This is a genomic window from Photobacterium sp. R1, from assembly GCF_054600795.1.
In genome coordinates this window covers 164721-185337 of sequence record NZ_BAAHZP010000006.1, presented here as the reverse complement: position 1 = coordinate 185337, position 20617 = coordinate 164721, and the positions used below count along the sequence as shown (strand labels likewise).

17 protein-coding genes are annotated in these 20617 nt (G+C 50.4%); 7 read left to right on the top strand and 10 right to left on the bottom strand.

Annotation, left to right across the window (positions count from 1 at the left end):
• The first annotated feature begins 1 nt into the window (after position 1).
• From ACYP03_RS12125 to ACYP03_RS12110, 4 genes are read left to right on the top strand one after another with little or no spacing between them, the layout of a single operon-like run.
• Positions 2 to 964 carry an ABC transporter permease gene (locus ACYP03_RS12125; RefSeq protein WP_248140708.1) on the top strand — a complete coding sequence of 321 codons (963 nt, stop codon included), beginning with the start codon at positions 2 to 4 and terminating at the stop codon, positions 962 to 964.
• The gene (sapC, locus tag ACYP03_RS12120) at positions 951 to 1838 is read left to right on the top strand and encodes a putrescine export ABC transporter permease SapC (RefSeq protein ID WP_248140710.1); all 888 of its coding nucleotides are present in this window, start codon (positions 951 to 953) and stop codon (positions 1836 to 1838) included. Before ACYP03_RS12125 ends, sapC begins: the two co-directional genes overlap by 14 nt.
• On the top strand, positions 1838 to 2836 hold the full coding sequence (locus ACYP03_RS12115) for a peptide ABC transporter ATP-binding protein (RefSeq protein WP_248140712.1): 999 nt from the start codon (positions 1838 to 1840) through the stop codon (positions 2834 to 2836). Before sapC ends, ACYP03_RS12115 begins: the two co-directional genes overlap by 1 nt.
• Positions 2833 to 3657, top strand: a complete 825-nt coding sequence (locus ACYP03_RS12110; RefSeq protein ID WP_248140714.1) for a peptide ABC transporter ATP-binding protein — start codon at positions 2833 to 2835, stop codon at positions 3655 to 3657. Before ACYP03_RS12115 ends, ACYP03_RS12110 begins: the two co-directional genes overlap by 4 nt.
• Here ACYP03_RS12110 and ACYP03_RS12105 read toward each other — a convergent pair.
• The 10 genes from ACYP03_RS12105 to gyrA form a co-directional block, all read right to left on the bottom strand.
• Positions 3654 to 4931, bottom strand: coding sequence for an MgtC/SapB family protein (locus ACYP03_RS12105; protein ID WP_248141681.1), 1278 nt, complete (start codon positions 4929 to 4931; stop codon positions 3654 to 3656). The genes ACYP03_RS12110 and ACYP03_RS12105 overlap by 4 nt on opposite strands.
• 159 nt (positions 4932 to 5090) lie before the next feature.
• Complete coding sequence (gene pyrF, locus ACYP03_RS12100; RefSeq protein ID WP_459780060.1) at positions 5091 to 5789, bottom strand: orotidine-5'-phosphate decarboxylase; 699 nt, start codon at positions 5787 to 5789, stop codon at positions 5091 to 5093.
• A gap of 96 nt (positions 5790 to 5885) precedes the next feature.
• On the bottom strand, positions 5886 to 7055 hold the full coding sequence (gene lapB, locus ACYP03_RS12095) for a lipopolysaccharide assembly protein LapB (protein ID WP_248140719.1): 1170 nt from the start codon (positions 7053 to 7055) through the stop codon (positions 5886 to 5888).
• A 7-nt stretch (positions 7056 to 7062) separates the two neighbouring features.
• Positions 7063 to 7350 carry a LapA family protein gene (locus ACYP03_RS12090; protein ID WP_459780056.1) on the bottom strand — a complete coding sequence of 96 codons (288 nt, stop codon included), beginning with the start codon at positions 7348 to 7350 and terminating at the stop codon, positions 7063 to 7065.
• A gap of 129 nt (positions 7351 to 7479) precedes the next feature.
• Positions 7480 to 7770: an integration host factor subunit beta gene (ihfB, locus tag ACYP03_RS12085; RefSeq protein WP_248140723.1), complete on the bottom strand. Its 291-nt coding sequence runs from the start codon at positions 7768 to 7770 to the stop codon at positions 7480 to 7482.
• Between the two features lie 74 nt (positions 7771 to 7844).
• On the bottom strand, positions 7845 to 9515 hold the full coding sequence (rpsA, locus tag ACYP03_RS12080) for a 30S ribosomal protein S1 (protein WP_459780054.1): 1671 nt from the start codon (positions 9513 to 9515) through the stop codon (positions 7845 to 7847).
• A 93-nt stretch (positions 9516 to 9608) separates the two neighbouring features.
• On the bottom strand, positions 9609 to 10301 hold the full coding sequence (gene cmk, locus ACYP03_RS12075; RefSeq protein WP_330959213.1) for a (d)CMP kinase: 693 nt from the start codon (positions 10299 to 10301) through the stop codon (positions 9609 to 9611).
• 151 nt (positions 10302 to 10452) lie between these two features.
• The gene (gene aroA / locus ACYP03_RS12070; RefSeq protein ID WP_330959212.1) at positions 10453 to 11739 is read right to left on the bottom strand and encodes a 3-phosphoshikimate 1-carboxyvinyltransferase; all 1287 of its coding nucleotides are present in this window, start codon (positions 11737 to 11739) and stop codon (positions 10453 to 10455) included.
• A 335-nt stretch (positions 11740 to 12074) separates the two neighbouring features.
• Positions 12075 to 13157 (bottom strand): 3-phosphoserine/phosphohydroxythreonine transaminase, encoded by a 1083-nt coding sequence (gene serC / locus ACYP03_RS12065; RefSeq protein WP_459780052.1) that lies wholly within the window; start codon positions 13155 to 13157, stop codon positions 12075 to 12077.
• Positions 13158 to 13397: 240 nt separating this feature from the next.
• Positions 13398 to 16052: a DNA topoisomerase (ATP-hydrolyzing) subunit A gene (gene gyrA / locus ACYP03_RS12060; RefSeq protein ID WP_459780050.1), complete on the bottom strand. Its 2655-nt coding sequence runs from the start codon at positions 16050 to 16052 to the stop codon at positions 13398 to 13400.
• A 337-nt stretch (positions 16053 to 16389) separates the two neighbouring features.
• On the opposite strand from gyrA, the gene ubiG reads away from it, so the two are divergent.
• The 3 genes from ubiG to nrdA all read left to right on the top strand — a co-directional run bounded on the left by ubiG (position 16390) and on the right by nrdA (position 20588).
• Complete coding sequence (gene ubiG, locus ACYP03_RS12055) at positions 16390 to 17100, top strand: bifunctional 2-polyprenyl-6-hydroxyphenol methylase/3-demethylubiquinol 3-O-methyltransferase UbiG (protein ID WP_248140736.1); 711 nt, start codon at positions 16390 to 16392, stop codon at positions 17098 to 17100.
• 158 nt (positions 17101 to 17258) lie between these two features.
• Complete coding sequence (locus tag ACYP03_RS12050) at positions 17259 to 17969, top strand: HAD family hydrolase (protein WP_459780049.1); 711 nt, start codon at positions 17259 to 17261, stop codon at positions 17967 to 17969.
• A gap of 351 nt (positions 17970 to 18320) precedes the next feature.
• Positions 18321 to 20588 carry a class 1a ribonucleoside-diphosphate reductase subunit alpha gene (gene nrdA / locus ACYP03_RS12045; protein ID WP_459780048.1) on the top strand — a complete coding sequence of 756 codons (2268 nt, stop codon included), beginning with the start codon at positions 18321 to 18323 and terminating at the stop codon, positions 20586 to 20588.
• The last annotated feature ends 29 nt before the right edge of the window (positions 20589 to 20617 follow it).

The window sequence follows — 20617 nt, the reverse complement described above, 5'->3', positions numbered from 1 at the left end:
AATGTTTATCTATACCATTCGCCGCCTGAACCTGTTTCTGATCACGCTTGTTATCCTGACCATGATTGGATTCAGTATTTTGCGGATTGAACCTACCAGCTACTGGAACCTGCATGAATTCTGGTCCGGCTGGCTCCTGTATCTCGAAAACCTGATGATTGGCAATCTGGGCCTGAATCAGAGCGGCAAACCCATTCTGGCGGAAATTCTTACGGTGTTTCCGGCAACGCTGGAGCTGTGTTTCTTCGCCTTCATTCTGTCGCTGATTGTGGGCATTCCGCTCGGGACACTGGCTGGTATTAAACGCGGTCGCTGGGTGGATACCTGCATTTCATCTCTGACACTGGTGGGATACTCCTTGCCCTTGTTCTGGCTGGCAATGCTGCTGATCATGCTGTTTTCACTCAAACTGGGCTGGCTGCCTGTGGCCGGACGCTACAATCTGCTGTATCAGATTGAGCCTGTGACAGGTTTCGCGCTGATCGATGCTTTCTTATCAGAAGCGTCCTATCGTTCGGCTGCACTGGTGGATGTTGCCCGGCACCTGATCTTGCCAACGCTGGTTCTGGCGATTTCTCCCACCACTGAAGTGATCCGCCTGACCCGGGCTTCTGTGGCAGATATCATGCAGCAAAACTTCATTAAAGTTGCCCAGACCAAAGGTTTGTCGATGGGTGAAATCATCATGCGGCATGTCATGAAAAATGCCATCCCGCCCATTATTCCCAAGCTGGGGATGCAGTTCTCCACCATGATGACATTCGCGATGCTGACCGAATCGATCTTCAACTGGCCCGGGATTGGCCGTTGGCTGCTGGATGCCATTGCCACACAAGACTACGTTGCCATCCAGGCAGGCGTCATTACGGTCGGCGGTTTTATTCTGTTTGCGAATATTTTGTCTGATCTGGCTGGTGCCATGGTGAACCCGCTGACCCGTAAGGAATGGTATGCCATCAAATAATATTTATCAGGAGCACAGGATTCCGACTCAGTGGGAACGATCCTGGCAGAATTATCAGGCAAACTCACTGGCCGTATTCGGACTCTGGTGCCTGGGCTTTCTGATGCTGACAACCATTTTTGCCCCTCTGCTGGTTTCCTACGGCCCCAGTGATCAGGTGGGTGAGTTTCTGATGCCCCCTTCCTGGGATGCCAGTGGTCATGTGGAATTCTTCTTTGGAACTGATGATCTTGGCCGGGATCTGTTTACCCGAATTCTGCTCGGCAGCCAGCTGACATTCGGTTATGCCCTGCTGGTGGCTTTCGCTTCTGCCATTCTGGGCATTGCCATCGGGGTGCTGGCGGGGATGACCCGGGGGCTGAAATCCAGCATCCTGAACCACGTCCTGGATACAGTGCTGTCTATCCCTTCCCTGCTGCTGGCAATTATCGTCATTGCCTACATGGGAACCGGAATCACCAGTATTCTGCTCGCGATCTGGCTGGCGCTGATCCCACGTTTTATCCGTGCCATTTACTCAGCCGTCCATGATGAAATGGAAAAAGAATACATCATTGCGGCCCGGCTGGACGGTGCAAACAGTTTTTATCTGTTGTATCACTCCATTCTGCCAAACATTCTGGTCGTGATTATCAGCGAGCTGACCCGTGCAATCTCAATCGCCATCATTGATATCGCGGCACTGGGCTTCCTGGGACTGGGCGCCCAGTCCCCTTCGCCGGAATGGGGAGCAATGCTGGGTGATTCAATTGAGCTGATTTATCTGGCTCCCTGGACAGTCACCCTGCCCGGTCTGGCCATCACGTTCAGTATCTTAGTGGTAAACTTAGTAGGAGAGGGTCTCCGCCAGGCAATCAATGCGGGGGTAGACTGATGCCATTACTCGATATCCGAAATCTCACCATCGAAATTGAAACGCCACAAGGCATGGTCAAAGCTGTAGAACGTATGAGCCTGACCCTGAATGAAGGCGAAATCCGCGGACTGGTCGGTGAGTCCGGTTCAGGAAAAAGTCTGGTCGCCAAAGCTATTGCCGGGGTGACCAAGGATAACTGGCGGGTCAGTGCAGACCGTTTGCGACTGGGCGACATCGATCTTCAGGCGCTGTCACCACGTGAACGCCGTAAAATCGTTGGCCGTGAAATCGCGATGATTTTTCAGGAGCCATCCTCCTGCCTTGATCCGTCGGAGCATGTCGGCCAGCAGCTGGAAGAAGCGATTCCGCGCAGCTCGTTCAGCGGCGCTTTCTGGCAGCGATTCCATTGGCGTCAGAAACAGGCAATCGCCCTGCTCCACAAAGTCGGCATCAAAGATCACAAACGGGTCATGAACAGCTATCCCTATGAGCTGACTGACGGTGAGTGCCAGAAAATCATGATTGCCATGGCGATCGCCAACCGCCCGCGCCTTCTGATTGCAGATGAGCCGACCAATGACCTTGACCCGATCACTCAGGCACAGATTTTCCGTCTGCTCAGCCGGATGAACCAGCTGAATAACACCACAATCCTGCTGGTCAGTCATGACCTGACGACAGTCACTCAGTGGGCAGACCGGATCACCGTCATGTATTGTGGTCAGGCGGTCGAATCCGGCAGCCGGAAACAACTGCTGACCGCACCGCATCATCCGTACACAGTCGCCCTGCTGCAAGCAATGCCTGACTTCAGTCAGGATATTCCGCACAAAAGCAAACTGACGACACTGCCTGGCTCCATTCCGCCGTTACAGCACCTGCCGATTGGTTGCCGGTTGGGGCCACGTTGTCCTTATGCCCAGCGCAAATGTGTTGAAGTGCCCAAACGCAAAAAGATCAAAAATCATAAATACAGCTGCCATTTCCCACTGAATATGCCGGAGCCAAAATCATGAGTGCCCTTTTGGAAGTTGAAAACCTGAGAAAGGAATACCATCATCGCTCTGGTCTCTTTCGTCGGCGCAGCACAGAAGCTGTCAAACCTGTCTCTTTCAAGCTGGAAGTTGGTGAAACTCTTGCATTGATCGGTGAAAACGGCTCAGGAAAATCGACTCTGGCAAAAATGCTGGCGGGTGTGGTTGAGCCGTCTGGCGGCGAAATCCGGGTCAACGATGAACCGCTGGCGTTTGAAGATTACCGGACCCGTTGCAAACTGATCCGGATGATTTTTCAGGATCCCAATACGTCTCTCAACCCTCGTATTCAGATTGGTCAGATTCTGGAAGGACCGCTGAAACGAAACACAAACATGACGCCGCAGGAGCGTGAAAATCGTATCAAAGCCACACTGCTTCGTGTCGGGCTGCTCCCGGAGCATGCGTATTTTTATCCGCAAATGCTCGCAACCGGTCAGAAACAACGTGTTTCACTGGCACGTGCGCTTATCCTTCAGCCCTGCATCATCGTCGCAGATGAAGCCCTGAACGGACTGGATATGTCTGTCCGTTCTCAGATCATCAACCTGCTGCTCGACCTGCAACAAGAAATGGGGCTGTCATACATTTATGTTTCCCAGCATATGGGAGTGATCAAGCATTTCAGTGATCAGCTGATGGTGATGCAGCACGGTGAAGTTGTGGAACAAGGCGCGACGCAGGAAATTTTCAGTGCCCCCCAGCACCCCCTGACACAAAAACTGCTCGACAGCCACTTTACGGCGCCTTCCCACGATCGCAGTACGCGTATCAGCAGCCGCTCAGCAAAAATTCACGTTTAACTGAGTACAATCCACGCCCACGCCACAGCAGCAACCACTGAAGTCATGACAGGCAGCACAACGTACATCCCGAGTGTACGGCTGCCGATAAACCAGGCCATCAGCATTTTCACCACGCTATTCACACAGGCAGCCAGCACAATTCCGATCGCAGCCGTCTGAATGCTGATCTGAAACTGACTCTGACGCCCCAGCGCCAATGTAATCGCATCCACATCAGTAATCCCGGAGACAGCTGAAAGCACATAAGTCCCCGTGTCACCGAACCATTCCTGCAATACATGAGACAGCACCACAATGACCATCAGCACCACGCCGAACATCAAGGCTGCAGGTAACGCCAGCGGATTTCGCTTCACGGCCGGAGGCTGATAATCTTCCATCGGATTGCGTTTCCAAATCCACACCGCCGGTAAATAGAAACACGCCATCATGAGCAACATCGGTACGGAGACCATGGCGACCAAATTGGCATTGATCACGGAGCAAAGCAGGATAATCCGGGGGAACATCGTCCCACAGCTCAGCAGAATGCCCCCTCCCAGCAGCGGGGAGAGAAATTTATCCTGTTTCGACAAATTGGAGAACTGCAAAGTCAGTGCTGTCGACGAGCTGAGGCCGGCAAACAGACTGGTAAATAAAATCCCTTTACGCGGACCGCCGATGCGAATCGCGAAATAGCCCACAAAGGAAATCGTGGCAATCAGCACAACCAGCCACCAAATCTCAAAAGGGTTGATCGCTTTCCATGGGCCAAACCCTTCATTGGGTAACAGTGGCAACATGACCACTGAGATTAGCAACAGCCGAAACGCAGCATCGAGCTCATATTCTTCGATTTTTGCTATCGCAGTGTGGAGCTCTTCTTTCATATCCAGAATAATGGCCGTGACAACAGCAGCCGAAGCAGCAACGACCGGCTGACCGCTAACCGCAAGACAACCCAGTAAGAAAGTCATCAGAATTCCAATCACACTGGTGATACTCAGATCAGTCGTCAGCTGCAGCCGAAAAATATAAGCAATCCCAATTACGACACTGAGCGCGACTATGGCAAATCCCAGCACAATGGCCGAGTAGATTCCGGAAAGCAGCCCAATCAGCCCCCCCATCAAACCAATCAGTGAGTAGGTCCGGATGCCCGCAACCCGCTGCCCTTCTTTTTGATTTCGGGTAACCCAGCCACGCTGTAATCCAATAATTGCTCCCAGTAATAGGGCAATCCCCAGACGCCATAGCGGTGACTGCCAGTTCACGACCTGATCCATACTCAAATCCATTTGATTGTTTTCATTGAATTTTAGAGCGTGTTTGTCTTTCTTGCATAACAGACTCCAGAATCTGTTGTGCGAGGGAGAAAAAAACAAAAATCTGAGTGAACGGCCAGAGAAAAGAACCCCCGCACAGGGCGGGGGTGGAAGGCGTCAGGAAAATCAGCCCTGAAGGGAGCGGTTAATCTCAGCAAGGACCGCAGCCGGATCAGCCGCCTGCGTAATTGGCCGGCCAATCACCAGATAGTCAGAACCGGCTTTCACCGCGTCAACCGGTGTCATCACACGACGCTGGTCTCCGGCAGCGCTGCCTGCAGGCCGGATCCCTGGTGTAATCAGTTTAAACTCAGTGCCCAGATGAGACTTAAGCATCGTCGCTTCCTGCGCAGAACATACCACACCGTCCAGACCGCTATTTTTCGTCAGGGTCGCGAGGCTGAGCACATGCTCCTGAGGCGTGCGGGTAATCCCGACACCCGCCAGATCCTGCGCTTCCATACTGGTCAGGACCGTCACCGCAATCAGCAGCGGACGATCTTTTCCGTAGGGTTCCAGGATTTCACGGGACGCCGTCATCATCCGTTCACCGCCGCTGGCATGGACATTCACCATCCACACGCCCAGATCTGCTGCAGCCTTGACTGCTCGCGAACAAGTATTCGGAATATCATGAAATTTCAGGTCCAGGAACACGGAATGACCTTTATCATGTAATTTGCGTACAAAGTCAGGACCAAACAGCGTGAACATTTCTTTGCCGACTTTCAGACGGCAGCTGCCCGGCTCGATTCGATCAACAAAGGCCAGTGCTTCATCCTGAGTCGGATAATCCAGCGCCACAATTACTTTTGGGTCTAACATGCTCTCTCCTAGACTTTGGTTCTGTCTTGCTTCTTTCAAAAGAAAGGGCCATCACCACAGGTGATCAGCCCTTTCAAAAATACGTTTGCATTTCGCTTATTCCCCGTCCAGACCGCGGATGGGCTTGACGGCCCCCCACCCTTTACAGGACGGACACTGCCAGTACAGCGAATGGCTTTCAAACCCACATTTCCCGCAGCGATAATGAGGCTTCATTTTTAACTGCTCGCCCACCAGGCCGCGCAATGTCGATAAACTGTCTTTTGCCCGGCCTTCTTCAGCTTCATCCAAATGGTAATCCATCAGCTGATAGAAACCTTTCATGGTTGGATTCTTGACGAGCTGGCGCGTCATAAAAGTCTGAGCCATCACGGCGCCTTCATGACGGGCAATTTCATCTGCCAGCATCAGTTCTGCGGTCGCACCAGCATTATTGTCAACACAGTGGCGCAGATACTGAATCCAGCCGCTTTCATTTTGAGTTGCTTCATAGCACTCAAGCAGCATAGGCAGGGTTTCACTGATGTAATCTACATCTTGCTCGGTCACCCGCTCCAGTTGCTGGGCAGCCGATTTATAATTTTTTTCTGCCATCAGAATTCGCGCCATGCTAATCGATGCGCGAACACAGTTTTTGTCAGCTGATAAGGCTTTCTTGAGTAATTGCTTTGCTTTATCCGGATTCTGAGTACTCAGCTCCAGCATCGCCTGTTCACACCAGAAGTGAGCGATATCATGACGGAGCTTATGTTTGCCCATTTTCACCAACTGGGTCGCCATCTCAATAGCACGATCCCACTCACGGGTTTGCTGGTAAATCGTTAACAGTTGCTGCAAAGCACCTTCCCGATGATCGGGCTCATCCAGCAACTGCTCAAAAATTTTTTCTGCCCGGTCAAAAAAGCCGGCGGCCATATAGTCTTTGGCCAACTGCTGCAAAGCAAGGTTTCTCTGGTCAATAGTCAGGTTGGGGCGGGCAATCAGATTCTGGTGGATGCGTATCGCACGATCAACCTCGCCCCGGCTTCGGAACAGGTTCCCCAGGGCAAGATGTGTATCTATCGTTTCACTGTCAACCTGTAAAAGTTCAATGAACAGGTCGACAGCTTTATCAGATTGATCAGACAGCAGCAGGTTCAAACCGGTCACATACTGACGTGACATATGATGTGACTTTTCCTGCCGCTTATTACTCGCGCTTCTGTTACCCATATACCAGCCATATGCTGCGGCAATCGGCAATAACAGAAACAACAGCTCTAGCATGAAATAATTATTCCTTGGCGGTCTCTGCAGAACGCAGCTGTTCTAGTTCTTTTTCTTGCTTGGCGACTTTTTTCGTTAAGCGGTTTTTTGTAAAGCGGGCTTTCAGATACATTGAACCACAAACCAGCCAGCCAATCGCAAAGCCGATTCCAAAGGTGACACCTAAAAGCGTAGATAACTGAAACTGTCCCTTGGCAATCAGAAAATCGAAGTCAACCATCACCTGATTCTGTGCACCTAATGCCAGCGTAATCAAAAAGCACGCTATCAGAATAATAATGCCTACTATTTTCATCGTGAATCCTCTCACTAGATCAAAAACTTGATGGCTAGATTATGCAGTAAAACGACTCATCAGACCATGATCAACAGACATAAAAAAACGGCATACTTACAGCATGCCGTTTTCTTGTGCTAAATACGATTATCCTGCATTCGGCGTATTCACGCGATCACGCAACTCTTTACCTGGTTTAAAGTGAGGAACGTACTTGCCGTCCAGCTCGACCTTATCCCCAGTTTTTGGATTACGGCCAACACGCGGTGCGCGATAATGCAAAGAGAAACTACCAAAGCCACGGATTTCAATACGGTCCCCTTCAGCAAGGGTTGTGGCCATATGCTCAAGGATTTCCTTGATCGCATCTTCTACTTGTTTCGCAGAAAGATGTGTTTGTTGGCTGCAGAGCCTTTCGATCAATTCAGACTTCGTCATAATCACCCCGTTTTTTAGTATGTTTCTCAATAGTATAACCGTTAAGGGGGAAAATACTTCCCCCTTGGGGCAAATTATTCGCCTTTAGCAGCTTTGAACGCGTCAGCCATAGCGTTACCGAACGCAGCATCATCTTGCTGGTTCAGGCTAGCCATTGCTTCTTGCTCTTCGTCTTCGTCTTTCGCACGTACAGACAGGTTGATTACGCGGTTCTTACGGTCAACACCGGTGAACTTCGCTTCAACCATATCGCCTTCAGACAGGATCAGAGTCGCGTCTTCTACGCGGTCACGAGAAGCTTCAGATGCACGCAGGTAACCTTCTACGCCTTCAGCCAGCTCAATAGTTGCGCCTTTCGTGTCAACAGCAATTACTTTACCGTTAACCAGAGTGCCTTTCTTGTTCATCGCAACGAAGCCGTTGAACGGGTCTTCTTCGATTTGCTTGATGCCCAGAGAAATACGCTCACGCTCAGCGTCAACAGCCAGAACAACTGCAGAGATCTCGTCGCCTTTTTTGAAGTCACGAACTGCGTCTTCGCCTGCAACATTCCAAGAAATGTCAGACAGGTGAACCAGACCGTCGATGCCGCCGTCCAGACCGATGAAGATACCGAAGTCAGTGATAGACTTGATCTTACCAGTTACGCGGTCGCCTTTAGCTTGCGCTTCAGCGAACTGCTGCCATGGGTTAGATTTACATTGCTTCAGACCCAGGCTAATGCGACGACGCTCTTCGTCGATGTCCAGAACCATAACTTCAACTTCGTCACCCACGTTAACCACTTTAGATGGGTGGATGTTCTTGTTGGTCCAGTCCATTTCAGACACGTGTACCAGACCTTCAACGCCTTCTTCGATTTCAACGAAGCAGCCGTAGTCAGTCAGGTTAGTTACGCGACCAGACAGCTTAGTGCCTTCTGGGTAACGCTTAGCGATAGCAACCCATGGATCTTCACCCAGTTGCTTCAGACCCAGAGATACGCGAGTACGCTCACGGTCGAACTTCAGAACTTTAACGTTGATTTCGTCACCAACATTAACGATTTCTGAAGGATGCTTAACGCGTTTCCAAGCCATGTCAGTGATGTGCAGCAGGCCGTCAACACCGCCCAGATCTACGAATGCACCGTAGTCGGTCAGGTTCTTAACGATACCTTTAACTTCCATGCCTTCTTGCAGAGAAGCCAGCAGCTCATCACGCTCAACGCTGTTTTCAGACTCGATAACAGCACGACGAGAAACAACAACGTTGTTGCGCTTCTGGTCCAGCTTGATAACTTTGAACTCTAGCTCTTTGCCTTCCAGGTGAGCAGTGTCACGTACTGGACGAACGTCAACCAGAGAACCAGGCAGGAACGCACGAATGCCGTTCAGCTCAACAGTGAAGCCACCTTTAACTTTACCGTTGATGATACCAATAACGGTTTCAGCATCTTCGTAAGCTTTCTCAAGCTGGATCCAAGCTTCGTGACGCTTCGCTTTCTCACGAGAAAGTTGAGTTTCACCGAAACCGTCTTCAATCGCGTCCAGAGCTACGTCAACTTCAACGCCAACTTCGATTTCCAGCTCACCAGCAGCATTTTTGAACTGCTCAGCAGGAATAGCTGACTCAGATTTCAGGCCAGCGTCAACCAGAACGAAACCGTTCTCAATGGCAACTACAGTACCTTTAACGATCGCGCCAGGGCGTGTTTCGATTTCTTTTAGAGACTCTTCAAAGAGTTGAGCAAAAGATTCAGTCATTTAAATAATCTTCAGTATATGAACAACCATGGGTATCCTACCGCATGGGGTTGAAAACAAAGTCAGTTATCACTCCTTGACACCGACATACCATCAGGCTGATTTCTCAGCCGACAATTTTTCTTCAATGTGAGCCAGCGCCTGTTGGGTCACCTGCTCAATCGACAGATGCGTAGAGTCTAGCACTAAAGCATCTGCTGCGGGACGCAATGGTGCTACCGCTCGGTTGCGGTCGCGATCATCACGTTCCTGAATTTCGCTTAAAAGACTATCAAAGTTAACACTTAAGCCTTTTTGTTGCAACTGGTTCATGCGACGCTTGGCGCGTTCCTCAGCGCTCGCATCCAGGAAAATTTTCACTTCGGCACCCGGAAAAACAACGGTCCCCATGTCCCGGCCGTCTGCGACCAGACCCGGTTCGCCACTGAATGCACGCTGACGACGAAGCAATGCTTCACGGACACGGGGTAAAGCCGCGACTTTTGATGCCGCATTTCCGACTTCTTCGGTACGCAAGGTTGATGAGACATCCTCACCTTCCAGAATCACCCTGACCAGTTCACCCTCAGCAAGAAACTGCACATCAAGATGAGCAGCCAGGGGAACTAAAACGTCTTCAGAGTCCAGTTCTACGCCATGATGAATTGCTGCCAGTGCCAGTACACGGTAGATAGCACCGGAGTCCAGTAAATTCCAGCCCAGCTTTTCTGCTAACAGCATGCAAAGTGTTCCTTTACCGGCTCCACTTGGCCCATCAACAGTGATCACTGGCGCGTTTGTAGACATAGAATTCTCCGAATTTGTTTAACCTTCAGCAAAGTTGCTGTTTTAACGCGGGCCGTATTATACGGTAATTTTGACTCAGAGGCACTTCAAGTCGCGGAAAAAATTCACCCGGCATTCAGGCCGGGTGAATCGTCAGCGCATCAATTATCAATTATTCGTGGCTGAGTGAGGCCAGTTTCTCGAAATAATCCGGGAAGGTTTTGGATGTACACTTCGGATCATTGATTGTGACAGGTGTATCCTGACTCAATGCCACCAGCGAGAAACACATCGCCATACGGTGATCATCATAAGTATCGATGGCAGCATGCCGGAGCTGTGCCGGCGGGGTAATGATGATGTAATCCTCGCCTTCTTCGACGGTCGCACCAACTTTACGCAGTTCTGTCGCCATCGCGGACAGACGATCCGTTTCCTTCACGCGCCAGTTATAGACGTTGCGAATCGCCGTTGTTCCTTCAGCAAACAGCGCGGTGGTTGCAATCGTCATAGCTGCATCCGGGATATGGTTAAAGTCCATGTCTACGCCATGCAAACTGCCGCGGCGGGCAATGACGTAATCTTCACCCCATTCGATCTCAGCTCCCATTGCAGCCAGAGCTTCAGCAAACTGGGTATCTCCCTGAATACTGGATTTCCCAATTCCCGTCACTTTGACTTCACCGCCTTTAATCGCTGCAGCAGCCAGGAAGTAAGATGCTGAGGATGCATCTCCTTCCACCAGGAAATCGCCCGGTGACTGGTATTGCTGACCACCTTTCACGATAAAGCGTTGATAGTTATCGTTTTCAACTGAAACGCCAAACTGCGCCATGATGTGCAGCGTAATATCGATGTAGGGTTTGGAAACCAGCTCACCTTTAATTTGAATCACAGTGTCGCCAGATGCCAAAGGTGCGCTCATCAGGAAAGCCGTCAGAAACTGACTGGAAATCGACCCGTCAATCTCAACTTCACCGCCTTTGAGGCCGGTTCCCTGGATGCGCAGCGGCGGGAAACCTTCATTTTCAAGATAAGTCACTTCCGCACCCGCACTCTGAAGTGCTTCGACCAGATGCCCGATCGGACGCTCTTTCATTCGCGGTTCGCCAGTCAGTACGTACTCACCCGCACCCAGGCACAATGCAGCAGCGAGGGGGCGCATCGCAGTGCCTGCGTTGCCTAAAAACAACTCAAGCGATTCTGGAGTATGGAAAGCCTGGCCTAATCCCTGCACTTCACATACGGTCTTGTCTTCTGAAAGCTGATAAGTCACGCCCAGTTTTGTGAGCGCATTGAGCATGTGACGAATATCATCACTGTCGAGCAGATTCGTGAGGCGAGTTGTGCCTTTCGCCAGCGCAGCCAGCAGCAATGCACGGTTCGACACACTTTTGGAACCAGGCAGGTTCACTTCTCCATCAATACGCTGAATTGGCTGTAAGGTTAAACTCTCCATTGGGTGTTTTATCTGTCCTGTTGTATTTGCGTTTTTGCAGAGTAGCGAATATTTCTGGGTGATGCCAGAGTAAAACACATCGTCTCCACATCCAGCCTGCGCTGACACCCAATGCATCATGCTCTTGCACAGCACTGGCAGCAAGTATTCCACTGTCTCTTCAGGCGCAGACTTCTCAATTCAGCTGGCCTGACAGGACATCCCGATGTCACATTCTTCAGGTGAATAAAGCGATGATATCCCGCTACAACTTCTCCCAAAAACAGTCTTTTATTGCTAAAAAAAACAAAAGCCGCCCAAAAAGGCGGCTTAGAGAAATTCAGACCTGGACACAATCAGGCATTTTCACGCTCAAATTCAGCCATAAAATCAACCAGAGCCTGGACACCTTGAATTGGCATCGCGTTATAAATGGATGCTCGCATCCCCCCGACCACACGGTGACCCGCCAGCGCCTTCAGACCTGCCGCATCCGCCTGCTGCAAAAATACTTTATCCAGCTCAGGGTTCTTCAACTGAAACGGCACATTCATCAAAGAACGGTTATCCGGGTGCACTTCGTTCCGATAGAAATCAGACTGGTCGATAAAGTCGTACAGCACCTTGGCTTTGGCTTCATTCCGGGCCTGCATCGCTTCCACGCCACCAATGCCCTTCAGCCATTTGAATACTTCGCCAGCCAGATACCAGGCAAAGGTCGGTGGTGTATTAAACATCGAGTCTTTTTCCGCCAGAACTTTATAGTCCAGGATACTTGGCAAAATCTGTTTTGCTTTACCCAGCAAGTCATCACGTACGATCACAATCGTCAGACCGGCAGGGCCGATATTTTTCTGCGCACCGGCGTAAATCACACCGTACTGAGACACATCAATCTTGCGCGAGAGAATGGTAGAAGACATATCTGCCACGATTGGCTTGTCCGTCTGAGGCAGGTCACGGATCTCAATACCATCGATTGTTTCATTCGGGCAGAAATGAACGTAAGCAGCATCGTCTGACAATGGCCACTCACCGGCTGGAAGGACAGCTGTCTTCCCGTCACGTTCACAAGCAATCGAAACGATGTTTGGCTGACAGTACTTTTTCGCTTCTTCAATCGCACTGTGCGCCCAGTAACCGCCGTCGATATAATCTGCGCGCTCAGCATCTCCCAGCAGGTTCATTGGAACTGCCGCAAACTGCGCTCTTGCACCGCCATGGCAGAAAAGCACATGGTAGTTATCAGGAATGTTCAGCAAATCCCGCAAGTCGCGCTCGGATTGCTTAGCAACTGCGATAAAGTCTTTACTGCGATGGCTGATTTCCATGACGGAAGTTCCCAGACCATTCCAGTTCACCAATTCCTGTTGGGCTTTTTCCAAAACCTCTGCTGGCATCATTGCCGGACCGGCACAAAAGTTATAGACCTTATCCATGATGAGAAACATGCTCCTGCTTTGCAAAAATGACATGATCAGGTTGTTGGCAGCACCAATCATCCGATCTTCGTCCTGATTTTTTACACCTTTCGCCCTTTACTGAAAACCTTTTTTGTTGCGCAAACGACAAAAAAAGCCCGCTGAAGGCTGAATTAAGATGAAAGACCGTATTTTGCTAAAAAAATGTTATAAAAAAACGCAGCTCTGAGGCTGCGTTTTCTGTTCCGTCAGCGAAAATTAATCTTCGCTGCTTTCTTCCGCATCATCCGCAGATACCTGTGGCGTTTCATCAGTTGCGACATTCGCTTCATCTGATGCTTCACCTTCAGACATTTCACCTTCACTGAAAGGCAAATCATCTTCTTCCGGTTCTTCAATGCGTTGCAGACCAACAACCTGCTCGTCTTCCGCAGTACGAATCAGCGTCACACCCTGCGTATTACGGCCCACGCGGCTGACTTCAGCCACACGGGTACGAACCAGTGTGCCAGCATTGGTGATCATCATAAATTCATCACCATCCTGCACCTGGACAGCCCCAACCACAGAACCGTTTCGCTCAGAGACTTTGATTGAGACCACACCCTGTGTCGCACGGCTCTTCGCCGGATACTCTGCCAGATCGGTCCGCTTACCATAACCATTTTCAGTTACGGTCAGCACATCACCCTCATTGTGAGGCACAATCAGCGAAACAACTTTGTCGTCTTCTGCCAGCTTGATACCGCGAACACCTGCCGCCGTACGGCCCATGCCACGTACCTGCTCTTCAGAGAAGCGAACAACTTTACCTGCTGCTGAGAACAGCATGATGTCGTTCTGGCTGTCAGTGATGTCCACACCAATCAGTGAGTCACCGTCACGCAGGTTCACGGCAATGATACCGGCACTGCGAGGACGACTGAAATCAGTCAGCGGTGTTTTCTTCACGGTTCCGTCAGCCGTTGCCATGAAGATGAACTTGTCTTCTTCATATTCTTTGACTGGCAGAATGGCGGTAATACGCTCGTTCTCTTCCAGCGGCAGAATGTTCACAATCGGCTTACCACGGGCTGTCCGGCTGGCCTGAGGCAGCTGGTATACTTTCAGCCAGTACATCCGGCCACGACTTGAGAAACACAGAATCGTATCGTGCGTATTGGCAACCAGCAGACGCTCAATGAAGTCTTCATCTTTCATTCGCGTTGCCGCACGGCCTTTACCGCCACGACGCTGTGCTTCATAGTCAGCCAGCAGCTGATATTTCACATAACCGTGGTGTGACAGAGTAACCACAACGTCTTCCTGACTGATCAGATCTTCCAGGTCGATGTCATGGCTGGCTGCAGTAATTTCAGTACGACGTACATCGTTAAACTGCTCTCTCACCAGCTCCAGTTCTTCGCGGATGACTTCCATCAGACGCTCGGCACTGCTCAGGATCAGCATCAGTTCTTCGATCTGTGTCAGCAGACCTTTATACTCGTCCAGAATCTTCTCGTGTTCCAGACCGGTCAGTTTGTGCAGACGCAGATCCAGAATCGCCTGAGCCTGCTGCTCAGTCAGATAGTACCGACCGTCGCGAACACCCAAATCCTCTGCTAACCACTCAGGACGTGCTGCATCAACGCCAGCACGTTCCAGCATGGCTGCAACGTTACCCAGTTCCCATGAACGAGCCAGCAGACCTTCACGGGCAATCTGTGGCGTCGCGGCGTTCCGGACCAACTCGATAATCTCATCGATATTCACCAGCGCAATCGCCAGACCTTCCAGAATATGCGCGCGCTCACGGGCTTTACGCAGTTCGAAAATAGTCCGACGGGTCACCACTTCACGACGGTGGTTAACGAAGCTTTCCAGCATTTCTTTCAGGTTGAACAGCTTCGGCTGGCCATTTTTATCCAGCGCCACCATGTTGATACCGAAAGTGGTCTGCAGCTGAGTCTGCGCGTACAGGTTATTCAGGACAACCTCGCCCACTGCATCACGACGGCACTCAATCACAATGCGCATCCCGTCTTTGTCAGACTCGTCACGCAGTGCACTGATGCCCTCGACTTTCTTCTCTTTCACCAGCTCGGCGATTTTCTCAATCAATCGCGCTTTATTGACCTGATACGGAATTTCGGTAACAACAATGGTCTCTTTACCATTCTTGTCAGTTTCAATGTCCGCCTTCGAGCGCATGTAGATTTTGCCGCGGCCGGTTTTATAGGCGTCAATGATTCCTTTACGACCACTGATCTGTGCCGCAGTCGGAAAATCCGGACCCGGAATGTAATCCAGCAGCTGGTCAATCGTGATCTGGTCGTTGTCCATGTAAGCCAGACAGCCGTCAATCACTTCACCCAGGTTATGCGGTGGAATGTTGGTCGCCATACCTACGGCAATACCGGACGCACCGTTGACCAGCAGGTTAGGAACTTTAGTTGGCAGAACCGCAGGAATACGCTCTGTACCGTCGTAGTTGTCAACATAGTCGACAGTTTCTTTATCCAGGTCCGCCAGCAGTTCGTGAGCAATTTTGCTCATCCGCACTTCGGTATAACGCATTGCCGCAGCGGAGTCGCCGTCAATGGAGCCGAAGTTGCCCTGGCCGTCGACCAGCATATAACGAAGGGAGAAAGGCTGCGCCATACGAACAATGGTGTCGTATACCGCACTATCACCATGAGGGTGATATTTACCGATCACGTCGCCCACAACACGGGCAGATTTTTTGTATGGTTTGTTCCAGTCATTGCCCAGTACATTCATCGCGAATAGTACGCGGCGATGCACCGGCTTCAGGCCATCACGCACATCAGGAAGAGCACGACCCACGATGACAGACATCGCGTAGTCGAGATATGAGCCTTTCAGCTCCTCTTCAATGTTTACCGGCGTGATCTCTTTTGCAAGATCGCTCATGGAGCCACTATCCCTCAGGTAGATTCTGTCGTATTTTTATACGTGCAAGGTGCGGGAATATAGCATATTTCCCACTTAATAGGCACACCTTTCGGCGCCTTTCTTGTGAGTAATTTTGCGAATTGAAGATAAACTTCCCCGTCTGCATCCTGACAACTGACGGATTCCCCACCCGAAATTGTTTGATTTTCACCCACATCAAACAACACCGGTGAAGAAGCCATCAATCCCTTCATCCACAGCGAGTTCCGGGCTCAGGATTCATAATCAAGGATTTCAAGTCAGACGGCTTTCGTTATAATGCCCGCTCTGACATCAAAGGAAATGGCGAGCAATAATGACCAAGCAGTTAAATGTCGACCCGGCAGAAATCAGTAAATTCGAAGACATGGCATCCCGCTGGTGGGATCTGGAGGGTGAGTTTAAGCCCCTGCACCAGATTAACCCGCTGCGCCTCAACTATGTGATCGACCATGCCGGTGGTCTGTTTGGTAAGAAAGTGCTCGATGTCGGCTGTGGCGGCGGTATTCTGGCAGAAAGCATGGCCAGAGAAGGCGCTCTGGTGACCGGACTGGACATGGGCAAAGAACCACTGACTGTTGCCCGCCTGCATGCACTGGAAACCGGCACCAAGCTGGACTACATCCAGCAAACAGTTGAAGAGCATGCAGAACAGAACGAAGGAACTTACGACGTCGTCACCTGCATGGAAATGCTGGAGCATGTACCAGATCCGGCATCAGTGATCGCATCCTGCGCAAAACTGATCAAACCGGGCGGGCATGTGTTCTTTTCAACTCTGAACCGGAACATCAAGTCGTATCTGTTTGCGATTGTGGGTGCAGAGCAAGTGATGAAACTGGTGCCAAAAGGCACGCACGATCACAAAAAGTTTATTCGTCCGTCAGAGCTCATGGCGATGGTCGATCTGACCGAATTAGAGGACCGTCACATCACGGGTCTTCACTACAACCCGCTCACCGACACTTATAAGCTGGGTCGCAATGTCGATGTAAACTACATCCTGCACACCACCAAACCTGAATAAAACGCAGCAGCATCAGCCAGCCGGGTAGACACTCGTCTGGCTGTTGATACCTGACTTTTCACGCCTCACTCCATTTTCTGTACAACGGCTCAAATGATTCAGTTTCCTGATAAGCTTAAGTCATCTCTCTGATCATTCCGGAGCAAAGGAACCTGCCGATGCTGGACATTCAACTTCATGCCGTACTTTTTGATCTGGACGGAACGCTGCTTGATACGGCTCCGGATATGGCTCGTGCAGCCAACAGAGTTCTGGCTGATCACCAGATTCAGCCGCTGACACCAATGCAAATTCAGGCAAACACCAGCTATGGTGCGAATGGCTTACTCAAAGCAGGTTTCGGGGCAATCCCGGCTCATCTTGATCCCTTGCATCTCCGGAAGTTATTTCTTGACTATTACCACAGTGAAATATGTCTTGAAACAAAAGCTTACGATGGGATTTTATTGCTTTTACGTTATCTGAATGAGAACGAGATCCCATGGGGAATAATGACAAACAAGCCTGGATTTCTCACCCAGCGCCTCCTGCCCTTTTTTCCGGAACTTTGCCAGACGGAAGTGATTGTCTGCGGTGACACCCTTGATAAAGCGAAGCCACACCCGGAACCCCTATGGCATGCATGCGAGCTTTTGAAGGTTCTGCCGGAAAACTGTCTGTACGTCGGTGATATCGAAAAGGACATGATTGCAGCCCGGGCTGCAGGGATGCCTGGCGCTGTCGCAGGCTGGGGCTACATTGGAGAAGAGCATGATCCCAGCCTATGGCAAGCTGACGTGATCCTGCCAGAACCTGAGTCTTTGATCCACCTCCTGGAGCAACAAAATCGTGACGGACGCGCCTTTTTTAATCAATCATACTGCCCCTGAAAATAGAGACGGAAATCGGGAAAAATCAAGGGAAAAAAATTTTTTCCTTCCGGAAAATTTACCCGATTTTGTTTGCATTTTTCTATGATACTGGCAAGTCTGATGAAATAGGTTAGTATGTACTGACTATTCATTTTACATCCCCACGTTATCCACAAGCGGTCAAAAAATACCAGCTTGCAAATTCGGATGCTCATCACTATCTTGTTTGCCTCATGGCTTAACACCCCAACATATAGTGTTTTGGTCTATTATTTTAACTGTAACGAAGATCACAAACTTTGTTTACTTTTTTAATAAAACCTTAAAAAAAGCACTATTAATCAGGGAAAACTGGGAAAACGATTAAAAATGAATCAACAGCTAACTGTTACCAAGCGTGATGGGCGCAAAGAACGCATCGATCTGGACAAGATCCACCGTGTCATTACCTGGGCTGCTGAAGGCCTGGAGAATGTTTCTGTGTCGCAGGTTGAGCTGAAGTCTCACATCCAGTTCTATGATGGGATTAAAACCGAAGACATTCATGAAACCATCATCAAAGCAGCGGCTGACCTGATTTCTGAAGAGTCGCCTGATTACCAGTACCTGGCAGCACGCCTGGCTATCTTCCACCTGCGCAAGAAAGCCTATGGTCAGTTTGAGCCACCAACACTGTTCAACCATGTCACAAACATGGTCGATAAAGGCAAGTACGATAAGCACCTGCTGGAAGACTACACTCCAGAAGAATTTACAGTGATGGATGATTTTATCGATCACTGGCGTGACATGAATTTCTCTTACGCAGCTGTAAAACAGCTGGAAGGGAAATATCTGGTTCAGAACCGTGTCAGCGGCGAGATCTACGAAAGTGCCCAGTTCCTTTACGTCATGATCGCTGCCTGCCTGTTCAGTAAGTACCCGAAAGAATCGCGTCTGGACTACATCAAGCGGTTCTATGATGCCGTTTCTACGTTCAAGGTTTCACTGCCGACACCAATCATGTCTGGTGTGCGGACACCAACCCGTCAGTTCAGCTCTTGTGTTCTGATCGAGTGTGACGACAGCCTGGATTCTATCAACGCAACGGCCAGCGCCATTGTTCGTTACGTGTCTCAGCGTGCCGGTATCGGTATCAACGCAGGCCGTATTCGTGCTCTGGGTTCAGAAATTCGTGGCGGCGAAGCATTCCACACCGGTTGTATTCCGTTCTACAAGTATTTCCAGACCGCGGTCAAATGCTGCTCACAAGGCGGTGTTCGTGGCGGTGCGGCAACCCTGTTCTACCCAATCTGGCACCGTGAAGTTGAATCCCTGCTGGTTCTGAAGAACAACCGTGGTGTTGAAGAGAACCGTGTCCGTCACATGGACTACGGCGTACAGATCAACAAACTGATGTACACCCGTCTGATCAAAGGCGAAAGCATCAGCTTGTTCTCTCCTTCTGACGTCCCGGGACTGTACGATGCATTCTTCGCCAACCAGGAAGAGTTCGAGCGCCTGTACGTGAAATACGAGCAGGACGACAGCATTAAGAAACAGACTGTGAAAGCCATTGATCTGTTCTCTCTGCTGATGCAGGAGCGTGCTTCAACGGGCCGTATCTACATCCAGAACGTGGACCACTGTAACACGCACAGCCCGTTTGACCCGGCTGTCGCGCCGATTCGCCAGTCTAACTTATGTCTGGAAATCGCACTGCCGACCAAACCACTGAACAACGTTGAAGATGAAAACGGCGAGATCGCGCTGTGTACACTGTCTGCATTCAACCTGGGTGCAATTGAGAACCTGGATGAACTGGAAGGACTGGCCGATCTGACCGTTCGTGCACTGGATGCACTGCTGGATTACCAGGACTATCCGCTGCCGGCTGCCCGTCGTTCGACCATGAACCGCCGTACACTGGGTGTGGGTGTGATTAACTTCGCTTACTATCTGGCGAAGCATGGTGTCCGTTACTCCGACGGCAGTGCGAACAACCTGACGCATCAGGCTTTCGAAGCCATTCAGTATTACCTGCTGAAAGCTTCTGTCGGTCTGGCGAAAGAGCGTGGTGCATGCCCGGCATTCAACGAAACCACCTATTCGAAAGGTATCCTGCCGATTGATACCTATAAGAAAGATCTGGATAAAATCTGTGCTCAGGAACTGCGTTATGACTGGGATGCGCTGCGTTCAGAGATCATGACTCACGGCCTGCGCAACTCCACCCTGTCTGCTCTGATGCCATCCGAGACATCGTCTCAGATCTCGAATGCGACCAATGGTATTGAACCACCACGTGGTTTCGTTTCCATCAAAGCATCCAAAGACGGCATCCTGAAGCAGGTGGTACCTGAGTACAACAAATACAAAGACAACTACGAGTTGCTTTGGAACATTGGCAGCAATGACGGCTACCTGCAACTGGTCGGTATCATGCAGAAATTCGTCGACCAGGCGATCTCTGCCAATACCAATTATGACCCGAGCATTCAGCCAGGCGGCAAAGTGCCAATGAAACTCTTGCTGAAGGACCTGCTGACAGCGTATAAACTCGGTGTCAAAACCCTGTACTATCACAACACCCGTGATGGCGCTGCTGATGCGCAGGGCGATGTCGCTGCAGACGACTGCACCAGCTGCAAGATTTAACACTAACAAAACAAATGGGAGCTTCGGCT

Coding starts and splice junctions, on each gene's coding strand:
- ACYP03_RS12110 (WP_248140714.1), top strand. CDS start 2,833: ATGAGTGCCCTTTTGGAAGTTGAAAACCTGAGAAAGGAATACCATCAT.
- nrdA (WP_459780048.1), top strand. CDS start 18,321: ATGAATCAACAGCTAACTGTTACCAAGCGTGATGGGCGCAAAGAACGC.
- cmk (WP_330959213.1), bottom strand. CDS start 10,301: ATGTCTACAAACGCGCCAGTGATCACTGTTGATGGGCCAAGTGGAGCC.
- gyrA (WP_459780050.1), bottom strand. CDS start 16,052: ATGAGCGATCTTGCAAAAGAGATCACGCCGGTAAACATTGAAGAGGAG.
- rpsA (WP_459780054.1), bottom strand. CDS start 9,515: ATGACTGAATCTTTTGCTCAACTCTTTGAAGAGTCTCTAAAAGAAATC.
- aroA (WP_330959212.1), bottom strand. CDS start 11,739: ATGGAGAGTTTAACCTTACAGCCAATTCAGCGTATTGATGGAGAAGTG.
- ACYP03_RS12090 (WP_459780056.1), bottom strand. CDS start 7,350: ATGAAAATAGTAGGCATTATTATTCTGATAGCGTGCTTTTTGATTACG.
- lapB (WP_248140719.1), bottom strand. CDS start 7,055: ATGCTAGAGCTGTTGTTTCTGTTATTGCCGATTGCCGCAGCATATGGC.
- ubiG (WP_248140736.1), top strand. CDS start 16,390: ATGACCAAGCAGTTAAATGTCGACCCGGCAGAAATCAGTAAATTCGAA.
- ACYP03_RS12050 (WP_459780049.1), top strand. CDS start 17,259: ATGCTGGACATTCAACTTCATGCCGTACTTTTTGATCTGGACGGAACG.
- ihfB (WP_248140723.1), bottom strand. CDS start 7,770: ATGACGAAGTCTGAATTGATCGAAAGGCTCTGCAGCCAACAAACACAT.
- serC (WP_459780052.1), bottom strand. CDS start 13,157: ATGGATAAGGTCTATAACTTTTGTGCCGGTCCGGCAATGATGCCAGCA.
- ACYP03_RS12115 (WP_248140712.1), top strand. CDS start 1,838: ATGCCATTACTCGATATCCGAAATCTCACCATCGAAATTGAAACGCCA.
- sapC (WP_248140710.1), top strand. CDS start 951: ATGCCATCAAATAATATTTATCAGGAGCACAGGATTCCGACTCAGTGG.
- pyrF (WP_459780060.1), bottom strand. CDS start 5,789: ATGTTAGACCCAAAAGTAATTGTGGCGCTGGATTATCCGACTCAGGAT.
- ACYP03_RS12125 (WP_248140708.1), top strand. CDS start 2: ATGTTTATCTATACCATTCGCCGCCTGAACCTGTTTCTGATCACGCTT.